The sequence below is a fragment of the Actinoallomurus spadix genome (assembly GCF_024055725.1).
In the GTDB taxonomy this organism is placed as follows: domain Bacteria; phylum Actinomycetota; class Actinomycetes; order Streptosporangiales; family Streptosporangiaceae; genus Actinoallomurus; species Actinoallomurus spadix.
Window position 1 is genome coordinate 30,903 of record NZ_JAMXMX010000029.1, and the last position, 18,257, is coordinate 49,159.

An 18,257-nucleotide genomic window follows, 5' to 3' on the forward strand; every position below is an offset into this window, starting at 1 on the left:
ATGGCGCGGCCTGGCCATCACGGCGCCGCGCACCCGGCTACTGTTCCGGGTGTGCCCACACGTCCAGCCACTCTGAGCGCCGCAGCCGTCGTCGAGGCCCTGGAAGGGGTCGCCGTGCTGGCCGTCGGCCTGTACGTCGGCGTCGAGGCCGTCATCGGCCGTCCCCACGACCTCGCCAGCGCCGTCGCCCTCGCCTTCATGGCCGTCCTGGGCGGCGCCGGCATCATCGCGGTCGGCTGGGGGCTGTGGCAGGTACGCCGCTGGGGACGCGCCCCCGCGCTCCTCACCCAGATCTTCACGCTGATCATCGCCGTGTCGATGTTCCAGAGCCATCGGCAGGTCCTGGGGGCCGTCCTCGTCGTGGTCGCCGTCGTCGGCGCCGCCGCCCTCCTCAGCCCTCCGACGACCCGCGCCCTCGTCGACGAGTAGACCCGCACCGCACCCGCACGAGGAGCGGCCGGAAACGACGCGCCCGCCGGAACGAGGACGTTCCGGCGGGCGTTTTCGATCGTCGTACGGGCTCAGTCGTCGGCGGTGAGGCCGTCCCGTAGCTGGGCGAGCGTGCGGGCCAGCAGCCGGGACACGTGCATCTGCGAGATGCCGAGCTCGGCGGCGATCTGCGACTGGGTCATGTTGCCGAAGAACCGCAGCAGCAGAATGCGCTTCTCCCGGGCCGGGAGCTTCTCCAGCAGCGGCTTGAGCGACTCGCGGTACTCGACGCCCTCGAGGGCGTCGTCGACGATGCCGAGGGAGTCGGCGACCGCCGGAGCGTCCTCGTCGCCGGAGTCGGGCGCGTCGAGGGAGACGGTGGAGTAGGCGTTGGCGGACTCCAGGCCCTCCAGCACCTCCTCCTCGCTCATCTGCAGGTGCTCGGCCAGCTCGCTGACGGTCGGCGCCCGGCCCTCGCGCTGGGCGAGGTCGCTGATGGCCTTGGTCAGCGAGAGCTTCAGCTCCTGGAGCCGGCGCGGCACGCGGACCGCCCAGCCCTTGTCGCGGAAGTGCCGCTTGATCTCACCGACGATCGTCGGCGTGGCGTACGTGGAGAACTCCACGCCACGCTCCAGATCGAACCGGTCGATCGACTTGATCAGCCCGATCGTCGCGACCTGGACGAGATCGTCGAGCCACTCGCCGCGGTTGCGGAACCGGCGGGCGAGGTACTCGACGAGCGGCAGATGCAGCTCCACCAGCTCGTCCCGGATGCGCTGGCGCTCCGGGTCGCCCTCGGGCAGGGTGGCGAGCCGCTCGAACAGCTGACGCGCTCGAGCGCGGTCGGGCACTCCGTGCTCGTTGCCGGCCACCGTGGTCTTCTCGGTCACGCGTCCACCTCGCTCAGCGGCCCGAAGCCGCGTGGGCGGTGGTCGAGTGCCGTGGGGGTCGGGGCGTTCATGACGTCTTCCCGCGCCGCTTGTTCATGACGATGGTCACCCGGTCGTCGACGCCGACCTCGGCGTCGACGTCACCGGCGAGCGAGCTCAGGACGGTCCAGGCGAACGTGTCGCGGCTGGGCTCCAGGCCGTCGACGGTCAGGACCGAGACCGAAATGCTCATCGCGTCGTCGGTCAGCTCGAATTCACAGGTCAGATCCGTGCCCGGCACCGCCTGGGCCAGGAGCATCGCGCACGCCTCGTCGATCGCGATCCGCAAGTCCTCGATCTCGTCGAGGTTGAAGTCGAGGCGTGCCGCCAGCCCGGCCGTGGCCGTGCGCAGCACGGAAAGGTAGGCGCTGTCGGCCGGCAGCCGTACGGTCACGACGTCGCGCACGTCGGACACACTCGCCGGCCTGGCCGCGGTTTCCTCGGTCACGTCACTCCCTCGTTGGGGCTACCCGCTGATGTCGAAACTACCGCCTCGACGCACCCGCGCGCGCATCCGCCGCGCTCCGGGTTCGAAGTGATGATCGTAGAGGCCGGGCGGGGTCTCCCCCGCCGAGGGGGCCGTCCGTACGGCCCGCGCTCGCGCGCCCCGTCGGGAAAGGCGTGTGGCGGGCCGGCCGGCCCCCGGCTGGGGGCGCGGCCGACCCGCCACCGATCCGATCCCGAACCGCGAACGGGCCGGAGATCAGGCGTTCTTGGTCTCCCAGAAGATCTTCGCGATCTCGTCGATCTTGGCGAGGAGCTCATCCGCCTTGGCCACGTCGAGGGTGCCCTTCGTGCCGGCCGCGCCGGCGAGCTTGGTGGCCTCGTTGAACAGCTGGTGCAGCTGCGGGTACTTCTCGAAGTGCGGCGGCTTGAAGTAGTCCGTCCACAGCACCCACAGGTGGTGCTTGACCAGCTGAGAGCGCTCCTCCTTGATGATCAGAGCCCGAGCGCGGAACACCGGGTCGTCGTTGGCCTGGTACTTCTCGATGATCGCCTTGATCGACTCGGCCTCGATCCGGGCCTGCGCCGGGTCGTACACACCACAGGGCAGGTCGCAGTGGGCCGACACCGTGGTCCTGGGGCGCAGAAGTCGTGCAAGCACCTGCGTGTCCCTTCCGTTGTTTCGGATCATGCTCCGCTGACAGACACTACTCCTGGTACCCTTCCCGCGCGCAGAGAGGTAACCCACGTGCAGACGGTCGAGGTCACGGGCGAGTCGATGCTGCCGGTCCTGCGGCCGGGCGACTGGCTTCTCGTACGCCGCGGCGCCCGCCTCGCCCCGGGTCAGATCGTGGTCGCGCGTCATCCCCGCGAGGCCCGGCTGATCGTCAAGCGGGTGGCCTGGCGCGACCGCGACGGATGGTGGCTGGAGAGCGACAACCAGCGCGCCCCCGGCCGGCAGGACAGCTGGAACTTCGGCGCCGTACCGGACGATCTGATCCTCGGACGGGTCATCGCGCGGTACTGGCCACGCCCCTCCCTACGGCTCCGCGCGCCCCGGCGGAACCGGAGCGCGCGGACGCGGAACGCCTCGTAGAGCCTCAGAGCACCTTGGACAGGAAGTCCCGGGTGCGCTGGTGCTGCGGGTCGGTGAGCACCTCGCGGGGGTCGCCCTCCTCCACGACGACGCCGCCGTCCATGAAGACCAGGGAGTCGCCCACCTCGCGGGCGAAGCCCATCTCGTGGGTGACCACGACCATCGTCATGCCGTCCTGCGCGAGCCGCCGCATGACGTCGAGGACGTCACCGACCAGCTCGGGGTCGAGCGCGCTCGTCGGCTCGTCGAACAGCATGAGCTTCGGCTCCATCGCCAGCGCCCGCGCGATCGCGACGCGCTGCTGCTGTCCGCCGGACAGCTGCGACGGGTAGCTGTCCACCTTCTCGGACAGCCCCACCTGATCGAGGAGCCGGAGCGCCCGCTCGCGTACGACCTGACGAGGCTCGCCCTTGACCCGGATCGGCGCCTCCATGATGTTCTGCAGGGCCGTCATGTGCGGGAACAGGTTGAACCGCTGGAACACCATGCCGATGTCCCGGCGCTGCGCGGCGACCTCGCTCTCCCGCATCTCGTGCAGCTTGTCGCCACGCTGCCGGTAGCCGACGAGGTGGCCGTCCACCCAGAGCCGCCCCGAGTCGATCTTCTCGAGGTGGTTGATGCAGCGCAGGAACGTCGACTTGCCGGAACCGGACGGGCCGATGACGCACATCACCTGACCACTGCGGACCTCCAGGTCGATGCCGCGCAGGATGTGCAGGCGGCCGAAGAACTTGTGGATGCCCTCGGCCTTGACCATCACGTCGGTCGCCGGTGCGTTCTCCGTCATGCGGACCCCTCTCGTACGGCCGGGGGCTTGACGTGGAAGGTCGTCAGGTTCCGCCGCAGCCGTTGCAGCGGGGTCGGCGGCAGTTCCCGCGCGGAGCCGCGGCCGAAGTGACGCTCCAGGTAGTACTGCCCGACCGAGAGGATCGAGGTGACGATGATGTACCAGACGCTCACCACGATCAGCAGCGGGATCGTCTTGTAGTTGGCGTTGAAGATGTCCTCGCCGGCCTTCAGCAGCTCGGTGAAGGCCACGGTGGAGGCGAGTGAGGTCGTCTTCAGCATCGAGATGGTCTCGTTGCCGGTCGGCGGGATGATCACGCGCATCGCCTGGGGGAGCACGATGCGCCGCATGATCTGCAGCCGCCGCATGCCGAGCGCCTGCGCCGCCTCGGTCTGGCCCTCGTCCACCGACAGGATGCCCGCCCGGACGATCTCCGACATGTACGCGGCCTCGTTCAGGCCGAGGCCCAGGATCGCCGCGACGAAGGTCGTGACCAGGCTGTTGACGTCCCAGGTGATGAAGACCGGCCCGAACGGGATCCCGAGCGAGATGTCGCCCATCAGGGACTTGATGTTGAACCAGAAGATCAGCTGGACCAGGACGGGCGTCCCGCGGAAGAACCAGATGTACAGCCAGGCCGCCGACGACATCAGCGGGTTCGCCGAAAGCCGCATCAGCGCCAGGAGGATGCCGCCCACGATGCCGATGGCCATCGCGATGACCGTCAGCTCCAGCGTCGCGACGAGGCCCTTGAGGATGCCGCCGTCGAAGAAGAACTTCTGGAAGGTCGTCCAGTCCAGGTTCTTGTTGGTGAACAGCATGTGGACGAACATCGCGGCCAGCACGAGGATGACCGCGCCGCTCACCCACCGGCCGGGGTGCCGGACCGGCACGGCCCTGATGCTCTCAGGCCGTGCCGATCCGGTGTTGTCGATCTCGGTCACGTTCGCCTCAGCCACTCGCCCCGTTGACCTTCGGGTCGGTCAGGGCGCCCGAGGAGATGCCCCACTTCTCGGTCAGCTGCTTGTAGGTGCCGTCCGCGATGAGATCCTTGACGGCCTTCAGGATCCCGTCGCGCAGGTCGTTCTCGTTCTTCGGGACCGCGACGCCGTACGGGGCCGTGTCGTAGGCGTTGCCGGCGATGACGAACTTGCCTCCGGACTCCTTGGCGGCGTACGCGGCGACCGGCGAGTCGGCCAGCACGGCGTCGGCGCGGCCGTTGCCGAGGGCCAGGTTGGCGGCGTTCTGGTCGTCCAGTGAGATCTTCGTCGGCGCCGGCTTGCCGCCCTGCTTGCACTTGTCGAGGCGCGCGCCGGCGTCGGGCTTGGCCGCGGACTTCGGCGTGAGCTCGTCCTCCTGCGTCGTGCCCTTCTCGACGGCGATCTTCTTGCCGCAGAGCGACAGGTCGTCCGGGCTGAGCTTCTCGGGGTTGCCGGCCTTGACCATCAGGCCGGTGCCCGCCGTGAAGTACGTGACGAAGTCGAAGCTGGCCTCGCGCTGCTTGTTGTCGGTGAAGGACGACATGCCGATGTCGTACTTCTTGCTCTGCAGCGCGGGGAGGATGTTGTCGAACTTGACGTCCTGGAACTCCGCCTTGACGCCGAGCTTCTTGGCGATCGCGGTGCCGAGGTCGACGTCGAACCCGACGATCTGGCCGTTCTGCTTGAACTCGTTCGGGGCGTAGGACGCGTCGGTGGCGATGACGATCTTGCCGTTCTTCTTGATCGTATCGAGTGCGCTCTTGCTGCCCCGTGAGGTCGTCTTGGCGTTACAGGCGGACAGGGCGACGGCGGCCGCCAGGACCGAGATGCCCGCCCCGATGGCGTGACGGCGAAGACCGCTGTGCACGGCGTCCTCCTCCAGGCTTACGGGGCGTCACGCCCCGGTTGATTGCACGGTGGTTGTGCGACATCTTGGCGCAACCCCGTCCGAAGTGCGATTACTGCCTTGAAACAATCCCACAACGGCCGGATGATCTCCGTGGCAGGTCGTCAGCCCGTCGCGGCGTTGATCTTGGGCTCACGGACGGCTCCCGCGGAGATGCCCCACTTGTCGGTGAGCCGCCGGTAGGTGCCGTCGTTGATCAGGTCCTTGACCGCCGTGAAGACCGCGTCCCGCAGGTTGTCGTGGTGCTTGGGGATCGCGATGCCGTAGAGCGCGGTGCCGTACGGCTGCCCCGAGGGTTCAAAGCGGTCAGCGGACTGCCTGGCGCCGTAGACCACGGAGGGGGCGTCGGCGAGGACACCGTCGGCGCGTCCCTTGGCGAGGGCGGCGTTGGCGGCGGCCTGGTCGTCGAAGGAGAGCCGGACGGGCGCGGGCCTACCGGCGTCCTTGCACGCCCTCAGGCGTGCGCCGGCGTTCGGCTCGGCCGCGCTCGCGGGAGTGAGTTCGTCCTCCTGCGTCGTGCCCCTCTCCACGGCGATCCGCCGGCCGCACAGGGACAGGTCGCCGGGCTGCAGCCGTTTGGGATTGCCCTTTCGGACCAGCAGCATCGTGCCCGCCGAGAGGTATGTCACGAAATCGAGCCGCGTCTCCCTTTCGCGGGTATCAGTGAACGAGGAGAGGCTGAGGTCGTACTTGCCCTCGGCGAGCGCGGGCATGATCGATTCGAATTTCACGTCCTGAAACTGCGGTTCGACGCCCAGTTCCCGGGCGATGGCGGTGCCCAGGTCGACGTCGAAGCCCACGATCTGCCCGCCCTGCTTGAACTCGTTCGGCGGGTACAGGGCGTCGGTCGCGATGACGATCTTGTTGGCCTTCTTCACGCGGCCCAGGGCGCTCGCCGGGTCGGCGTCCCGGCAGGCCGAGAGGGCGGACGTCATCGTGAGAGCGGTAAGGCCCCCCGCGATCAGGCGGCGGGCGAAGGGACGGGGACGCAGTGCTCCTCCTCGGGGGGCGGAGGCGGGGGGACGTACGGGGGAGTCAGACGACATCTTGGCCTACTCCAGCCCGGATCGTGATCAACAATGACACGAATGGATAACGGGTGATGTCGTGACTCACCCGTTGCGTCCCCCTGACTGAGCGGCACCGTGGAGTGTGGGACGATTGGGCGACGGGTGACCCCCGTACACATCGAGAGACGGCCGCGCTGTCCATTGACCCGGAGGCAAACTGCGGTCGTCTGCCCGTATTTCCACTAGTAGCAGGGGTCGCTGTGGCCGTTGAGCCTGTCGAACCGCACAATTACGATGCTGATCCGGCCTTCGCGTTGCACCGCGGAGGCAAACTCGAGGTCCGTTCCACCGTCCAGGTCCGGGACAACGACGACCTCGCCCTGGCGTACACCCCCGGCGTGGCGCGGGTGTGCTCCGCGATCGCCGAGAGGCCCGAGCTCTCCTACGACTACACCTGGACCTCCAAGGTCGTGGCCGTCATCACCGACGGGACCGCGGTGCTCGGCCTCGGCGACATCGGCCCGGCCGCGGCCATGCCGGTGATGGAGGGCAAGGCGCTGCTGTTCAAGGAGTTCGCCGGAGTCGACTCCGTGCCCATCTGCCTCGACTGCACGGACACGGACGAACTGGTCGAGACGATCACCCGCCTCGCGCCCAGCTTCGGGGGCATCAACCTGGAGGACATCAGCGCGCCGCGCTGCTTCGAGATCGAGGACCGGCTGCGCGAGGCCCTCGACATCCCGGTGTTCCACGACGACCAGCACGGCACCGCGATCGTGGCGCTGGCCGCGCTGCGCAACGCGTCCCGTCTCATCGGCAGGCCCCTGTCGAAGATGCGGGCGGTCGTCGCCGGGGCCGGCGCCTCCGGAGTGGCCGTGTCCCGCATCCTGCTGAACGCCGGGATCGGAGACCTCGCCCTCTCCGACAGCAAGGGCCTGATCCACGAGGGCCGCGAGGGGCTGAACCCGATCAAGCAGGCGCTCGCCAGTGAGACCAACCGCGCCGGGCTGAAGGGCTCGACGGAGGACGCCCTGCACGGCGCGGACGTCTTCATCGGCCTGTCGGGCGCCACCATCCCGGAGGACTGCCTCGACGTGATGGCCGAGGACGCCGTCGTGTTCGCGCTGTCCAACCCGGAGCCGGAGATCCACCCGGAGATCGCCCGGCGCCACGCCCGCGTCGTCGCGACCGGGCGGAGCGACTTCCCCAACCAGATCAACAACGTGCTGGCGTTCCCCGGCGTGTTCCGCGGGGCCCTCGACGTCCGCGCGCACACGATCACCGAGGGGATGAAGCTCGCGGCGGCCGGCGCGCTGGCCGACGTGGTCGGTGACGACCTGACCGAGGACTACGTCATCCCCAGTCCCTTCGACGAGCGCGTCGCGCCCGCCGTCACCCGGGCGGTCGCCGACCAGGCCCGCAAGGACGGCGTCGCCCGCCTCTGACCCACCCGCCGACGACCGCGGCCCGCGCACCTCACCAGGCGCGCGGGCCGCGGCACGTTTCAGTCGAACGAGAGCTCAGGGTAATCATCTCGAAACTGGTTGTGATCATTGACATCTTTATGTCACGCTGCCGACACTGAAGGCATGCGGAGGACGACGGTGCGGATCGACGATCAGCTACTCGCGGACGCCAAGGCGTTCGCGGCTCAGCAGCATCGCAGCCTGAACTCGGTGATCGAGGATGCGTTGCGTCAGCTGCTGCGGCGCGCCGACGTTCCCTCTCGAGAGCCCGCCGCGTTCCCTGCCTACGGCGGCACCGGACCGGCCAGGCCCGATATCGACCTGAACGATCCTCGGGTACTCAAGAGCCTGATGTACGAAGAGGAAGACGAGGATTACAGGATGCGAGCCCGTGATGCGGCTGGTTGATGTCAATGTCCTCGTATACGCCCATCGCCCGGACATGGCCGATCACGAGCGGTATCGGGGCTGGCTCTTCGAGATGATGGACGGGCCGGAGCCCTTCGCGGTGTCAGATCTCGTGCTGAGTGGGTTCGTTCGGGTGGTGACGAATCGCCGCATCTACAAAGATCCAACCCCACTCACTACCGCGTTGGCCGCCGTGTCCGCTCTGCGCAACCGGTCGAACTGTGTCCCTCTCGTACCGGGTCCGCGTAACTGGGCCATCTTCACCGAGCTCTGCGAGAAGACCGGGGCCAACGGCAACGACGTGGCGGACGCCTATCACGCCGCCCTCGCCATCGAGCATGGATGCGAGTTCATCACCACGGACAAAGGCTTCAGCCGCTTCCCTGGGCTGCGGTGGCGGCGGCCCCTCGACTGATCTTCCCCGGGAGGCCGGGTTAGGCTGCGGGCATGTTCGCCGTCACTGCCGCACGCATCGATGCCGACGACCCGCTGAACGGGCTTGAGCTGGGAGATCGTCCCGAGCCGACGGTTCCGGAGGGCTGGACGACCGTCACGGTCAAGGCGACCGCGCTCAACCACCACGACGTCTGGACGCTGCGCGGCGTCGGGATCCGGGAGGACCGACTGCCGATCATCCTGGGCTGTGACGCGGCCGGGATCGACGCGGACGGCAACGAGGTCATCGTGCACTCCGTCATCGGCGATCCGGAGCGGGGCGGAGGCGACGAGACGCTCGATCCGAAGCGCTCACTGCTGTCGGAGTCCTATGACGGCACGTTCGCGGAGAAGGTCGCGGTGCCGCGCCGCAATCTCGTGCCCAAACCGGCGTCGATCTCGTTCGAGGAGGCGGCCTGCCTGCCGACGGCGTGGCTGACGGCGTACCGCATGCTGTTCGACAAGGCGGGCCTGCAGCCCGGATCGACCATCCTGGTGCAGGGCGCGGGCGGGGGAGCCGCCACCGCGCTGATCGCGCTCGGCGCGGCGGCCGGGTACCGCGTCTGGGCGACCAGCCGTTCCGAGGACAAGCGCGAGCGCGCCCTCGCGCTGGGCGCCGACGAGGTCTTCGAGTCCGGGGCGCGGTTGCCCGAGCGGGTCGACGCGGTGATGGAGACGGTCGGCCAGGCCACCTGGTCGCACTCGCTGAAGTCCCTGCGCCCCGGCGGCCGGATCGTCGTGTCCGGCGCGACCAGCGGCCAGGTGCCGCCGGCCGAGCTGAACCGCGTGTTCTTCCTCCAGTTGTCGGTGGTGGGCTCGACGATGGGCACCCGTGACCAGCTCGTACGGCTCGCGCGCTTCCTCGACAAGACCGGGGTGCGCCCGCGGATCGACCGCGCGCTTCCGCTGGGCGAGGCGCGCGACGGGTTCGCCGCGATGATCGAGGGTGACGTCTTCGGGAAGATCGTTTTCACCGTGTGACGTTGGTCTTAGGACCACTCCCGGCTACCAGCCGGGGTTCTCCGGCAGTGCCAGCGAGAGGTACTTGCCGTCCTCGGAGATCATCACGCCCAGCCCGCAGCAGTCGTCGAGGAAGCCGGTGACCTCGCCGAGTGACAGGTCGAATCCCCGGTCGAGCAGCGACTGGTGGACGCGCTTGCCGGCCCGCGCGGTGTCGCCGCACGCCTCGTACGCCTCGGCCTGCCAGCCGTGCAGCACCGCCTTCCGCGGCCGGCCCGAACGGGTGTCGAGGATCTTCAGCCTGCCGGGGAGGCGCTCGTAGAAGAGCACCGGCCGGTCGCCGCTCGCCCATCTGCGCTTCCACTCCAGGGCCGCGGACGTCAGGAGTTCGTGGCTGTCCGCGGAGGCGACGTCCGGGGCTTCGAAGTCGAAGAAGTAGGCGATCCGCGAATGGTCCAGCTCGGGCGGGTAGACGTACGCGTAGCTCGCCTGCGGGCGGACGCCGGAGATCGCGAATGACGGGTCCGTGAAGTAGGGGCTGAAGCGTTCGAGCCAGATGCCGAGCTGGCCCGTGGGCGGTTGCAGGTGGTGCAGCAGCGGGACCAGCGCGGCCTGCTCGATGTAGTCCTGGTCGGTCTCGCCAGGGAAGCCGCGCAAGATGTGCCATTCGGTGGAGATGCCGTAGTAGCACGCCCATTTCAGCAGCCGGACGTTGATGAGCCTGCTGGAGCCCTTGCGCATCAGCCCGAGAACGTGGGTGCTCAGGTTCTCGATGCCGGGCTGGATCCGCCGGATGCCGGCCCGTCGCATGAGCGCGAGCTGCTCGCGCGTCAGGTTCGCCTTGACCTCGAAGAACAGGTCGAGGTCCCAGCGCCGCTCCGCCAGCTCGGCGCAGAACGAGGACAGGTACGCCATGTCGAGGATGTTGTCGACCGCGTCGACGCGGCGGACCGGATGGGATCGGAGGAGTCCCTCCAGGTCGGCGAGCGCCCGCCCGCCGGCCCTGCTGCGGTAGTTCATGCCGAGGGCGTTCAGGCCGCAGAAGGTGCAATGGTGCTTCTGCCCCCACCAGCAGCCCCGGGAGAACTCGACGAGCAGCCGCACCTCGTCCTCGCCCAGGACGCGTGACCGGTCGTGCCGCTCCAGGGTGCGGAAATAGTCGTCGTAGTCGGGTGCCGGAAGGGTGTTCAGGTCGTACGTGCGCGCGGTCTCGCCGACGTCGTCGTGATCCGCTCCCTGGCGGCGCACGCCGGGGATCGGGCGGGACACGCCGGCGGCGAGGTCGTGCAGCAGCGCGGGCAGGGCGATGTCGCCCTCCCCGGACACCACGTAGTCCAGCCACGGCAGTTCCTCGGCGTAGGCGATGCCCATCCCGCCGTCGAAGTTCGCGCCGCCGTAGATCAGCGGCAGGTCCGGGAAGCGGTCCTTCAGCCGGCGTCCCAGCGCGAGGGAGGCGGTGTTCTGCAGGAACGTCGAGGAGAATCCCACGGCGTCGTAGGAGGACCAGTCCACCGAGTCGAGGCAGCCTTCGATCCAGGCGGGCAGGACCTCCCGGCGGAAAGTGATCAACTGGTCGGGGCCGTTCTCCAGGACCTTCGACCAGAACGCCGGCACCTCCGGGTACTCGGCGAAGTAGTCGGCCTCCGGCCGGATCTCCCCGAAGGCGGCGTAGGAGAACAGCCACTCGCCCAGCTGGTGGAACCGGTCGTCGTTCATCCGCGCGATCCGGTCGTAGATCCCGTTGCCCAGCAGTGCGCTCAGCTCGAGGTTGAGATAGAGCACGTCACAGTGGTGGCCGGCCCTCTTGACGATCGCCTGCAGCAGACCGCACTGGATGGAGGGCGCGTCGACCCAGCACCACGGCATGTTGACCAGGGCCACCCGGAGGGGCCGTGGCGGGGGCCCGGGAACCGGTGCGGACTTATCCTTCGGCGCCAGTGGCAGCATTCTGGTCCTCGCCCCGGTTCCCGCCGGGTCACCGGCGCCGGCCCTTGGGTGCAATTTCTCCTCCTCTGCGAAAGAGCGCCGTGCGCGCTCAGATGTCGCCGTTGAGCCGCGCGGTGAGCTTGATGAGCGCCCGCAGGCGGTCGCGGGTCAGCCCCTGTCCGGCGACCGGGATGGTGAACGTCGTGCCGGAGGGCAGGATCGCCACCGAGCTGTCGCCTCGGCGCGCGGTGCCCCGTCCGCCGAGCCAGGGAGCGATCGACGTACTGCTCGCGCCCCCGTTGCGCTTGAGGAGGAAGAACTGGTCCCGTACGTCTTCGAAGTCGGCGAACGCCTCGATGTTGGCGAACGGGATCGTCGGGTCGGCGATCGGCAGGAGGTCGACCTGAGGGTCGTCCTGCGGCAGGCCCGGCCAGAGCCGGCGCCCGAACGCCGCGAAGTACAGCAGGGTGTGGGCCGTGTCGATTCCGCCGACGAACGGCCGGTCGTCCGACGTGCGCCGGATGAGGCTCATGCGCTCGTCGTCGACCCGCCGGTCGATCTCCCCGGGCCACCGGTTCGCTCCCTGGGTCGTGTCCCGCCAGGGCAGGTAGCGTGCGACGTCCTCGCTCGGCGGGAGCGGGAGGATCTCGACGGCGAACGCGTCGGGATTCTTGGCGACCATGGAGCCCGGCGTCAGGGAGAACGTCCCGATTCCGGCGAGCGACCACAGGTCGTCGTGTTCGAGTAGGAAGTCGTACGTGCGGGCCGCCTCGTCGTCGCGCTCACTGGGGAACCCGGTGAATCCCATCATCTGGGCGCCGATGTCGTTCTTGACCAGGTCGCGGAGGATGTCCGGCACGTCCGTGAGCCGCACGCCCTTGTCGATCAGGTCGAGCACGCGCTGCGACCCCGACTCGTAGCCGAAGGAGATGGCGACGCAGCCGGCGTCCTTGAGCCGCTTGGCCATGTCCCGCTTGGGAAAGGTCCGTTCCAGGCGGAGTTCGGCGCTCCAGCGGACCGGATCGCGTAGTTCCTTCATGGCGTCGCAGAGCAGGCGGAGGTACCGCGGGGACATGGCGTCGACGGCGAAGTACACGGTCCGGCCGAACCCGGTGATCTCCTCCAGGTCCTTGATCACCGCTTCGACGGGACGCTCCCTCGACGGTGAGGTCGGGCGGTCGGAGTTCAGGCCGTAGTCGCAGAAGGTGCACTTGTTCCAGTAGCAGCCCCGCGTGGGGCTGTACAGGATCACCGGCTCCGGCGACCAGTAGGCATCCCAGTCCCAGACGTCATAGGCGGGCGTCGGCAGTTCCGCGACGTTCTCGTAGTTGATCGACGGGGCCGGCGACGTGTCCTCGCGCGTCAGCACGCCCGGGATGCCGGCGAGATCGCGCCCGTCCCGTACGGCGGTGAGGATCTCGCAGAACGGCGTCTCTCCCTCGCCGGGCACGATGAGGTCGGCGTCGGAGAAGATCCGCCAGTAGTCCCCGGGGACCCGTGCGAAACGGACGTGATCGCAGACCTCGGTGCCGCCGAACACGATGACGGTCTCCGGGCGCCGCGCGCGGATCTCCCGCGCGAGGCGCAGCGCCATCGGAAGCTGCCCGGTGTAGGCGACCGACAGCCCGACCACCCGCCACTCGCGTTCCCCGATCAGGTCGAGGAACGGCCCGCGGACGTAGGGGTCGAACGGCCCGGTCAGCCGGTCGATCACGGCGGGCTCGCACAGGTCCGCGTAGCAGGAGAGGTTCACCACCGGGCCCGGCAGGATCTGGAAGTCGGCGATGCTCTTGGGGACCCCGTCGAGACCGAGCAGTTCCTGCCAGCGCTTCATCGCCAGGACGGCCTGCCGGTACGTCGGATGGTGGTAGAAGGACCGGCCGTCACGGAAGATGTCGATGGCCCTGCTGACGAAGTCCGGGCTGAGCCCCTCCGCACCGAGCGCGGCGCGGTAGTCGAGCTCGTCCGCCCTGGTGAGATCGGCGGACGCCTCGATGCGTCTCCTGACCGCGGCCGCCCGCTCCAGCAGCCGGCCGACGTTCTCCGGGCGCGCCAGGTGGTTCAGCGCGTCGATGTTGGCGTCGACGCACCGGCCGCCGGAGAATCCCGCGCGCCGTGCCGCCGCCACGAGATACGGAATCGAATGATAGGGCTGAGTCGGATCGGTCAGCGGCGGATTGATCAACAGATACGGCAGGTCGCTTTCCCGGCGCCGCCGGCTGCGTATCGCAGGTCTTTCGGTCAGGAATGTGGACACCTGTTCCTCCGCGATCGCGCTGGAGCCGCCCATCGGATTAATGATCGCGAGTTTGGCATGGTGTCCAGGTAATGGGAAGTCGCGGTCATCGTGCTGTTCTTAAGACCACCGGCGAGTGGTTCTAGAACGCCGTGAGATGTGTCTTAAGAATCCGGTCGTCACGGGGGTGGACGGCGGCCTGGGCGCGACATATGTTCGCGGCAGTCCCCGATCACCAGGAGGTTTGCGTGTCCAAGGACCCACTCGCCCCGCTCAACGCGGCCGGTCTGCAGCGGCTCCCCGAGCCGATGAAGGCCGTGTTCGAGAACCTCAGCCCGGAAGAGCTGCGGGTCGCCAGCGCCATTCAGGAAAGGCTCAACGCCGTGGCGCCGGACGTCGAAGGCCAGCAGAACGACAACAACAACTGTCTCTGCTAGCGGCAATTACGGCTCGCCATTACAGGCGGATCGGCCACTGATCCGGCAGATCCTTCAATCCTCAGGAGGTACGCATGTCCAAGGACCCGCTCGCCCCGCTCAACGCGGCCGGTCTGCAGCGGCTCCCCGAGCCGATGAGGGCCGTCTTCGAAGACCTCAGCCCGGAAGAGCTGCGGGTCGCCGGCGCCATCCAGGAACGGCTCAACGCCGTGGCGCCGGACGTCGAGGGCCAGACCACCGACCCCGGCAGCGGCGGCAACAACAACAACTGTCTCTGCTAGCGGATCTCCCGAACCGCGCTGGCGGAATTCCCGGCCCGCCACTCCGGCGGGTCGGGAGAACAAACGCTGTGAGGTGGAGGGCATGAGGGAGAAGGTCAGCCGATATGTGGTCGTCAGCGACCATGTCTACGGTGACGACGACGGGCTCCGGGTTTCGATCCTCTACGCGACGCGGACCGCGCAGGCGCTGTTCGTCGTGCCACGGATCGCCGACGCCGTACGGGCCGGGGATCTGGACGCCATCCCGCCGGCCACGCTCGCCCAGCTGAGACAGGCGCAGGCCGTGGTGCCGGACGGGGAGGACGAGCTCGAGGCGATCCTGGAGCGCAACCGGACCGCCGCCCTCGACACCTCGACGGCGAGCTTCATCCTGCTGCCCACGTCGTACTGCAACATGGGGTGCACGTACTGCGGGCAGGAACACGTGCGCGGACGGCTGACCGCCGACCACCGCGACCGGATCCGCGCGCGGGTGCTGCGCGCCCTGCGGCTGCCGGCGACCCGGCACTTGAACGTCGACTGGTTCGGCGCCGAGCCGATGATGGGATACGCCGTCATCCGCGATCTCGCCCCCGACTTCGTGCGCGCCGCCGCCGAGAAGGGCGTCGACTACACGTCCGCCATGGTGACCAACGGCTCCCTGCTGAACGCCAGGAACCTGGACGTCCTCATCAGGGAGTGCGGCATAGCGAAGTTCTTCCTCACGGTCGACGGCCCGCCTGAGGTGCACGACGTCCACCGGCCGATGAAGAGCGGACGCGGATCGTTCTGGAAGATCATCCGCACCGTTCGCGCGGCGCTCGACAACGCCGACTACAAGCACGTGACGTTCGACTTCCGGACCAACGTCGACGTGCACAACCAGGACGTGATCCACCGGTACATCGAGTTGATGGCCGAGCTGGGGTTCGCCTCCCCGAACGTGAACTTCACCCTCGCGCGGGTGCGCCCCTGGGGGAACGACGTCTCGGCCATCGAGCTGGCCGGTAAGGACTACGCCGAACGCGAGCTCTCCTGGCTGGCGGCCATGCAGGAGCACGGCCTGCCGTTCTCGCGCCTGCCCGCGCTCGCCAAGAGGATCACCTGCCCGGCGGTGAAGCGGACCGCGGAGCTGATCGGCGGCAACGGGAACATCTTCTCCTGCACCGACCACCCGCTCGTGCCCGAGGCGGAACGGACCAGCGTGCTCGCCCACATCGCCCAGGCCGACCTGCCGGACATCCGCCCCAAGGGCGAGTTCGACGACTGGCACGACGAGGTCGCGGAGGGCAGATCCTGGTGCAGGGACTGTGTCTTCCTGCCCACCTGCGGAGGCTCGTGCCCCAAGGCCTGGCACGAGGGCAATCCGCCGTGCCCCAGCTACCGGCACAACGCCCAGGGACGGCTGGACCTCATGGCCGGGCGGCTCGGCCTGCGGCCGGTCCCGGCGGATGGCCTGATGCCGCTGTGAAGAGCCACTTCAACCTGCTCGTAGGCGCCAGCGGCGCGGCCAACGTGATCAATCTGCCCGGATACCTGATCGCGCTGCGGCGGCTGCCGCGGGTCCGGGTGCACGTCGTCATGACGGGCACCGCGGCCCGGCTGCTGCCGATCGAGACCGTACGGCTGGTGAGCGACGCGGCGTACGGCGAAGGGGACGGCAATCTCGATCCCGGCCACGCGCGGCTGGCGGCCTGGGCGGACCGGTTCATCGTGCTGCCGGCGACCGCGCACACGCTGGCGCAGGTGGCGCATGGTCTCGCCGGGAACCTGCTGACCGCGACCCTGCTGGCGCACGAGGGCGCGGCGATCTTCTTCCCGAGCATGAACGCGGCGATGTGGCGCAAGCCGAGCGTGCAGCGGAACGTCGCCCGGCTGCGGGCGGACGGATATCACGTCGCCGACCCGGTGATGGCGCCGGCCTGGGAGATCGCGAGCGAGGCCGTCCGTACCGGGCCGGGGCTGCCGTCGCCGGCGCAGGTCGCCGGGATCGTCGAAGAGATCATCACGCCGCACCTGACCGCCGTGCCGGACGAGGAGGCGCGGTGATCCGGACACTGATCGCCGCGATCAAGTCGCCGCTGACCACGGGCCCCATGGCCGTACGGGGGTTCCCCCGGCTGGTCGCCGGGCAGTTCACCTCCAGCATCGGGGACATGTGCACGGCGATCGCGCTGCCGTGGCTGATCCTGTCCGTCTCCGGCGGGCCCGTCCTGCTCGGCTCCGTGCTGGCCTGCTACGGGATCAGCCGGGCCGTGACGATACCCCTCGGTGGCATCCTCACCGACCGGTACGGCGCGCGCCCGATCATGTTGTCGACGGACCTGGTCCGGTGCGCGCTGACCGCGCTGCTCGGCGTGCTGGCCTACGCCGTCACCCCGTCGTTCGCGTGGCTGGCCCCCATCGCGCTCGTTCTCGGCGCCTGCGGCGGGCTCTTCGTGCCGGCCTCCTTCGCGCTGTTGCCGTCGGTCCTGTCGGACGCGGACCTGACCGCCGGGAACTCGATGTCCTCGACCGCCACCCGGCTCGGCAGCCTGCTCGGGCCGGCCCTCGGCGGCATCCTGATCTCCGCGTTCGGTCCCGGCCCCGCGCTGTTCGTCGACGCCGCGACCTACCTGGTCTCCGCGGCCACCCTGTACGCGCTCGCGGTGCCGAAGGCGAGCGCCGATCAGGACCGGGACGCGGAGCAGGCGGTGACGTTCCGCGCCGTCCTGTTCCGCGGCCGGTTCCTGCAGATCGTGCTCGTCACGGCGGCCATCGGGAACCTCGTGTACACCGGGGTCTCGGAGGTGGCGCTGCCCGCGCTCGCGCACCGCGACTACGGCGCCGGCGGGTACGGCACGATGCTCGCCGGGCTCAGCGCCGGCCTCATCGCCGGGTCGCTGCTGGCCCGCCTGGAGTGGCAGGGGCTGCGGTCGGCGTACCTCCTGGCGATCCTGGGGCTCGTCATGGGCCTGTCCGTCGCGCTGGTGCCGTTCACCGGCGGGCTCGCCGGAGCGACCGTGTGCATCACCGCCTTCTCCGTCGCCAACGGCTGGTCGGGGATCGTCCTCATGACGATGTTGCAGCTCTGGGCCCCGCGGCACCTGCTGGCCCGCGTGATGAGCGTCATGCTGCTGGCGATGTCCGGCACGTTCCCGATCTCGGCCGCGCTGTCCGGCTGGGCCGTGGACCGGCTAGGGGTGAGCGTGCTGTTCCCCGTCGCGGGCTGCGCCATCGCCGTCGCGATCCTGTGGGCCGTCACCCACTCCACCTTCCGGAACGTCAACCCCGGCGACCGGTACACCGAAGAGCTGGAACCGGTGGCCGGCACCGCCGGGCCGGCCGGTTGAAGCGATCAGAGAGGGGGAGAGGCGAATGGCGTTCGACGCGCTGTCGGCCCTGCGGGAGAGCGGTCACTGGGTGGACCTGCTCTCGGCGGACCAGAGACGGGTCCTGGCCGAGCTCACCGAGGACGAGGTGAGGCTGCTCAACCGGATCAAACACCGGCTCGACGAAGCGGCCCCGGACGTCCAGGGCCAGGAACTCAAATTGCTGTGACGAAAGC

Annotated in this window: 21 protein-coding genes; 12 read left to right on the top strand and 9 right to left on the bottom strand. The window is 69.1% G+C overall.

Annotated features, from left to right (window positions below; genetic code table 11):
- Nucleotides 1–51 precede the first annotated feature (51 nt).
- Nucleotides 52–429, top strand: coding sequence for a hypothetical protein (locus NE235_RS31490; RefSeq protein ID WP_252809418.1), 378 nt, complete (start codon nucleotides 52–54; stop codon nucleotides 427–429).
- A gap of 92 nt (nucleotides 430–521) precedes the next feature.
- Here NE235_RS31490 and NE235_RS31495 read toward each other — a convergent pair whose 3' ends face one another.
- The 3 genes from NE235_RS31495 to sodN form a co-directional block, all read right to left on the bottom strand.
- Nucleotides 522–1,280 (bottom strand): RNA polymerase sigma factor SigF, encoded by a 759-nt coding sequence (locus NE235_RS31495; RefSeq protein WP_252809547.1) that lies wholly within the window; start codon nucleotides 1,278–1,280, stop codon nucleotides 522–524.
- A 106-nt stretch (nucleotides 1,281–1,386) separates the two neighbouring features.
- Nucleotides 1,387–1,806, bottom strand: coding sequence for an ATP-binding protein (locus tag NE235_RS31500; protein WP_252809420.1), 420 nt, complete (start codon nucleotides 1,804–1,806; stop codon nucleotides 1,387–1,389).
- Nucleotides 1,807–2,061: 255 nt separating this feature from the next.
- Nucleotides 2,062–2,463: a superoxide dismutase, Ni gene (gene sodN, locus NE235_RS31505; protein WP_252809421.1), complete on the bottom strand. Its 402-nt coding sequence runs from the start codon at nucleotides 2,461–2,463 to the stop codon at nucleotides 2,062–2,064.
- Nucleotides 2,464–2,550: 87 nt separating this feature from the next.
- Here sodN and sodX point away from each other — a divergent pair, with 87 nt between their 5' ends.
- The gene (gene sodX / locus NE235_RS31510) at nucleotides 2,551–2,898 is read left to right on the top strand and encodes a nickel-type superoxide dismutase maturation protease (protein ID WP_308206180.1); all 348 of its coding nucleotides are present in this window, start codon (nucleotides 2,551–2,553) and stop codon (nucleotides 2,896–2,898) included.
- A gap of 4 nt (nucleotides 2,899–2,902) precedes the next feature.
- On the opposite strand, the gene NE235_RS31515 is transcribed toward sodX, so the two are convergent.
- From NE235_RS31515 to NE235_RS31530, 4 genes are all read right to left on the bottom strand, one after another.
- A complete protein-coding gene (locus NE235_RS31515) occupies nucleotides 2,903–3,685 on the bottom strand; it encodes an amino acid ABC transporter ATP-binding protein (RefSeq protein ID WP_289849473.1) in 783 nt (260 codons plus the stop codon).
- Entirely contained in the window at nucleotides 3,682–4,644 is a 963-nt protein-coding gene (locus tag NE235_RS31520) for an amino acid ABC transporter permease (RefSeq protein ID WP_252809423.1), read from the bottom strand. The genes NE235_RS31515 and NE235_RS31520 overlap by 4 nt, the downstream gene beginning before the upstream one ends.
- On the bottom strand, nucleotides 4,637–5,533 hold the full coding sequence (locus NE235_RS31525) for an ABC transporter substrate-binding protein (protein WP_252809425.1): 897 nt from the start codon (nucleotides 5,531–5,533) through the stop codon (nucleotides 4,637–4,639). The genes NE235_RS31520 and NE235_RS31525 overlap by 8 nt, the downstream gene beginning before the upstream one ends.
- Nucleotides 5,534–5,676: 143 nt before the next feature.
- The gene (locus tag NE235_RS31530) at nucleotides 5,677–6,507 is read right to left on the bottom strand and encodes an ABC transporter substrate-binding protein (RefSeq protein WP_252809428.1); all 831 of its coding nucleotides are present in this window, start codon (nucleotides 6,505–6,507) and stop codon (nucleotides 5,677–5,679) included.
- Nucleotides 6,508–6,842: 335 nt separating this feature from the next.
- Here NE235_RS31530 and NE235_RS31535 point away from each other — a divergent pair, with 335 nt between their 5' ends.
- From NE235_RS31535 to NE235_RS31550, 4 genes are all read left to right on the top strand, one after another.
- Nucleotides 6,843–8,027 carry an NAD(P)-dependent malic enzyme gene (locus NE235_RS31535; RefSeq protein WP_252809430.1) on the top strand — a complete coding sequence of 395 codons (1,185 nt, stop codon included), beginning with the start codon at nucleotides 6,843–6,845 and terminating at the stop codon, nucleotides 8,025–8,027.
- 159 nt (nucleotides 8,028–8,186) lie between these two features.
- Nucleotides 8,187–8,456 (top strand): hypothetical protein, encoded by a 270-nt coding sequence (locus tag NE235_RS31540; RefSeq protein ID WP_252809432.1) that lies wholly within the window; start codon nucleotides 8,187–8,189, stop codon nucleotides 8,454–8,456.
- Nucleotides 8,443–8,871, top strand: a complete 429-nt coding sequence (locus NE235_RS31545; protein WP_252809553.1) for a type II toxin-antitoxin system VapC family toxin — start codon at nucleotides 8,443–8,445, stop codon at nucleotides 8,869–8,871. The genes NE235_RS31540 and NE235_RS31545 overlap by 14 nt, the downstream gene beginning before the upstream one ends.
- A 32-nt stretch (nucleotides 8,872–8,903) precedes the next feature.
- Nucleotides 8,904–9,872 (top strand): zinc-binding dehydrogenase, encoded by a 969-nt coding sequence (locus tag NE235_RS31550; RefSeq protein ID WP_252809434.1) that lies wholly within the window; start codon nucleotides 8,904–8,906, stop codon nucleotides 9,870–9,872.
- A gap of 24 nt (nucleotides 9,873–9,896) precedes the next feature.
- Here NE235_RS31550 and NE235_RS31555 read toward each other — a convergent pair whose 3' ends face one another.
- Together NE235_RS31555 and NE235_RS31560 are read right to left on the bottom strand one after the other, a co-directional pair.
- Nucleotides 9,897–11,732 (bottom strand): RiPP maturation radical SAM C-methyltransferase, encoded by a 1,836-nt coding sequence (locus tag NE235_RS31555; RefSeq protein ID WP_252809436.1) that lies wholly within the window; start codon nucleotides 11,730–11,732, stop codon nucleotides 9,897–9,899.
- Between the two features lie 154 nt (nucleotides 11,733–11,886).
- Complete coding sequence (locus tag NE235_RS31560) at nucleotides 11,887–13,905, bottom strand: B12-binding domain-containing radical SAM protein (protein ID WP_252809438.1); 2,019 nt, start codon at nucleotides 13,903–13,905, stop codon at nucleotides 11,887–11,889.
- Nucleotides 13,906–14,261: 356 nt separating this feature from the next.
- Between NE235_RS31560 and NE235_RS31565 the strand changes: the two genes are divergently transcribed.
- The 6 genes from NE235_RS31565 (at nucleotide 14,262) to NE235_RS31590 (ending at nucleotide 18,250) form a co-directional block, all read left to right on the top strand.
- Nucleotides 14,262–14,450 carry an aroma-sacti cluster domain-containing protein gene (locus NE235_RS31565; RefSeq protein WP_252809440.1) on the top strand — a complete coding sequence of 63 codons (189 nt, stop codon included), beginning with the start codon at nucleotides 14,262–14,264 and terminating at the stop codon, nucleotides 14,448–14,450.
- A 74-nt stretch (nucleotides 14,451–14,524) separates the two neighbouring features.
- Complete coding sequence (locus NE235_RS31570; RefSeq protein ID WP_252809442.1) at nucleotides 14,525–14,731, top strand: aroma-sacti cluster domain-containing protein; 207 nt, start codon at nucleotides 14,525–14,527, stop codon at nucleotides 14,729–14,731.
- An 82-nt stretch (nucleotides 14,732–14,813) separates the two neighbouring features.
- Nucleotides 14,814–16,181, top strand: coding sequence for a radical SAM/SPASM domain-containing protein (locus tag NE235_RS31575; protein WP_252809444.1), 1,368 nt, complete (start codon nucleotides 14,814–14,816; stop codon nucleotides 16,179–16,181).
- Nucleotides 16,178–16,759 carry a flavoprotein gene (locus NE235_RS31580; RefSeq protein ID WP_252809447.1) on the top strand — a complete coding sequence of 194 codons (582 nt, stop codon included), beginning with the start codon at nucleotides 16,178–16,180 and terminating at the stop codon, nucleotides 16,757–16,759. Before NE235_RS31575 ends, NE235_RS31580 begins: the two co-directional genes overlap by 4 nt.
- The gene (locus tag NE235_RS31585; protein WP_252809448.1) at nucleotides 16,756–18,042 is read left to right on the top strand and encodes an MFS transporter; all 1,287 of its coding nucleotides are present in this window, start codon (nucleotides 16,756–16,758) and stop codon (nucleotides 18,040–18,042) included. Before NE235_RS31580 ends, NE235_RS31585 begins: the two co-directional genes overlap by 4 nt.
- A gap of 25 nt (nucleotides 18,043–18,067) precedes the next feature.
- The gene (locus NE235_RS31590; protein WP_252775655.1) at nucleotides 18,068–18,250 is read left to right on the top strand and encodes an aroma-sacti cluster domain-containing protein; all 183 of its coding nucleotides are present in this window, start codon (nucleotides 18,068–18,070) and stop codon (nucleotides 18,248–18,250) included.
- The last annotated feature ends 7 nt before the right edge of the window (nucleotides 18,251–18,257 follow it).

What these genes read in the sequence shown, in the direction of transcription:
- NE235_RS31545 (WP_252809553.1), top strand. Translation starts at nt 8,443, where the DNA reads ATGCGGCTGGTTGATGTCAATGTCCTCGTATACGCCCATCGCCCGGAC.
- NE235_RS31550 (WP_252809434.1), top strand. Translation starts at nt 8,904, where the DNA reads ATGTTCGCCGTCACTGCCGCACGCATCGATGCCGACGACCCGCTGAAC.
- NE235_RS31575 (WP_252809444.1), top strand. Translation starts at nt 14,814, where the DNA reads ATGAGGGAGAAGGTCAGCCGATATGTGGTCGTCAGCGACCATGTCTAC.
- NE235_RS31590 (WP_252775655.1), top strand. Translation starts at nt 18,068, where the DNA reads ATGGCGTTCGACGCGCTGTCGGCCCTGCGGGAGAGCGGTCACTGGGTG.
- NE235_RS31515 (WP_289849473.1), bottom strand. Translation starts at nt 3,685, where the DNA reads ATGACGGAGAACGCACCGGCGACCGACGTGATGGTCAAGGCCGAGGGC.
- NE235_RS31530 (WP_252809428.1), bottom strand. Translation starts at nt 6,507, where the DNA reads ATGACGTCCGCCCTCTCGGCCTGCCGGGACGCCGACCCGGCGAGCGCC.
- NE235_RS31570 (WP_252809442.1), top strand. Translation starts at nt 14,525, where the DNA reads ATGTCCAAGGACCCGCTCGCCCCGCTCAACGCGGCCGGTCTGCAGCGG.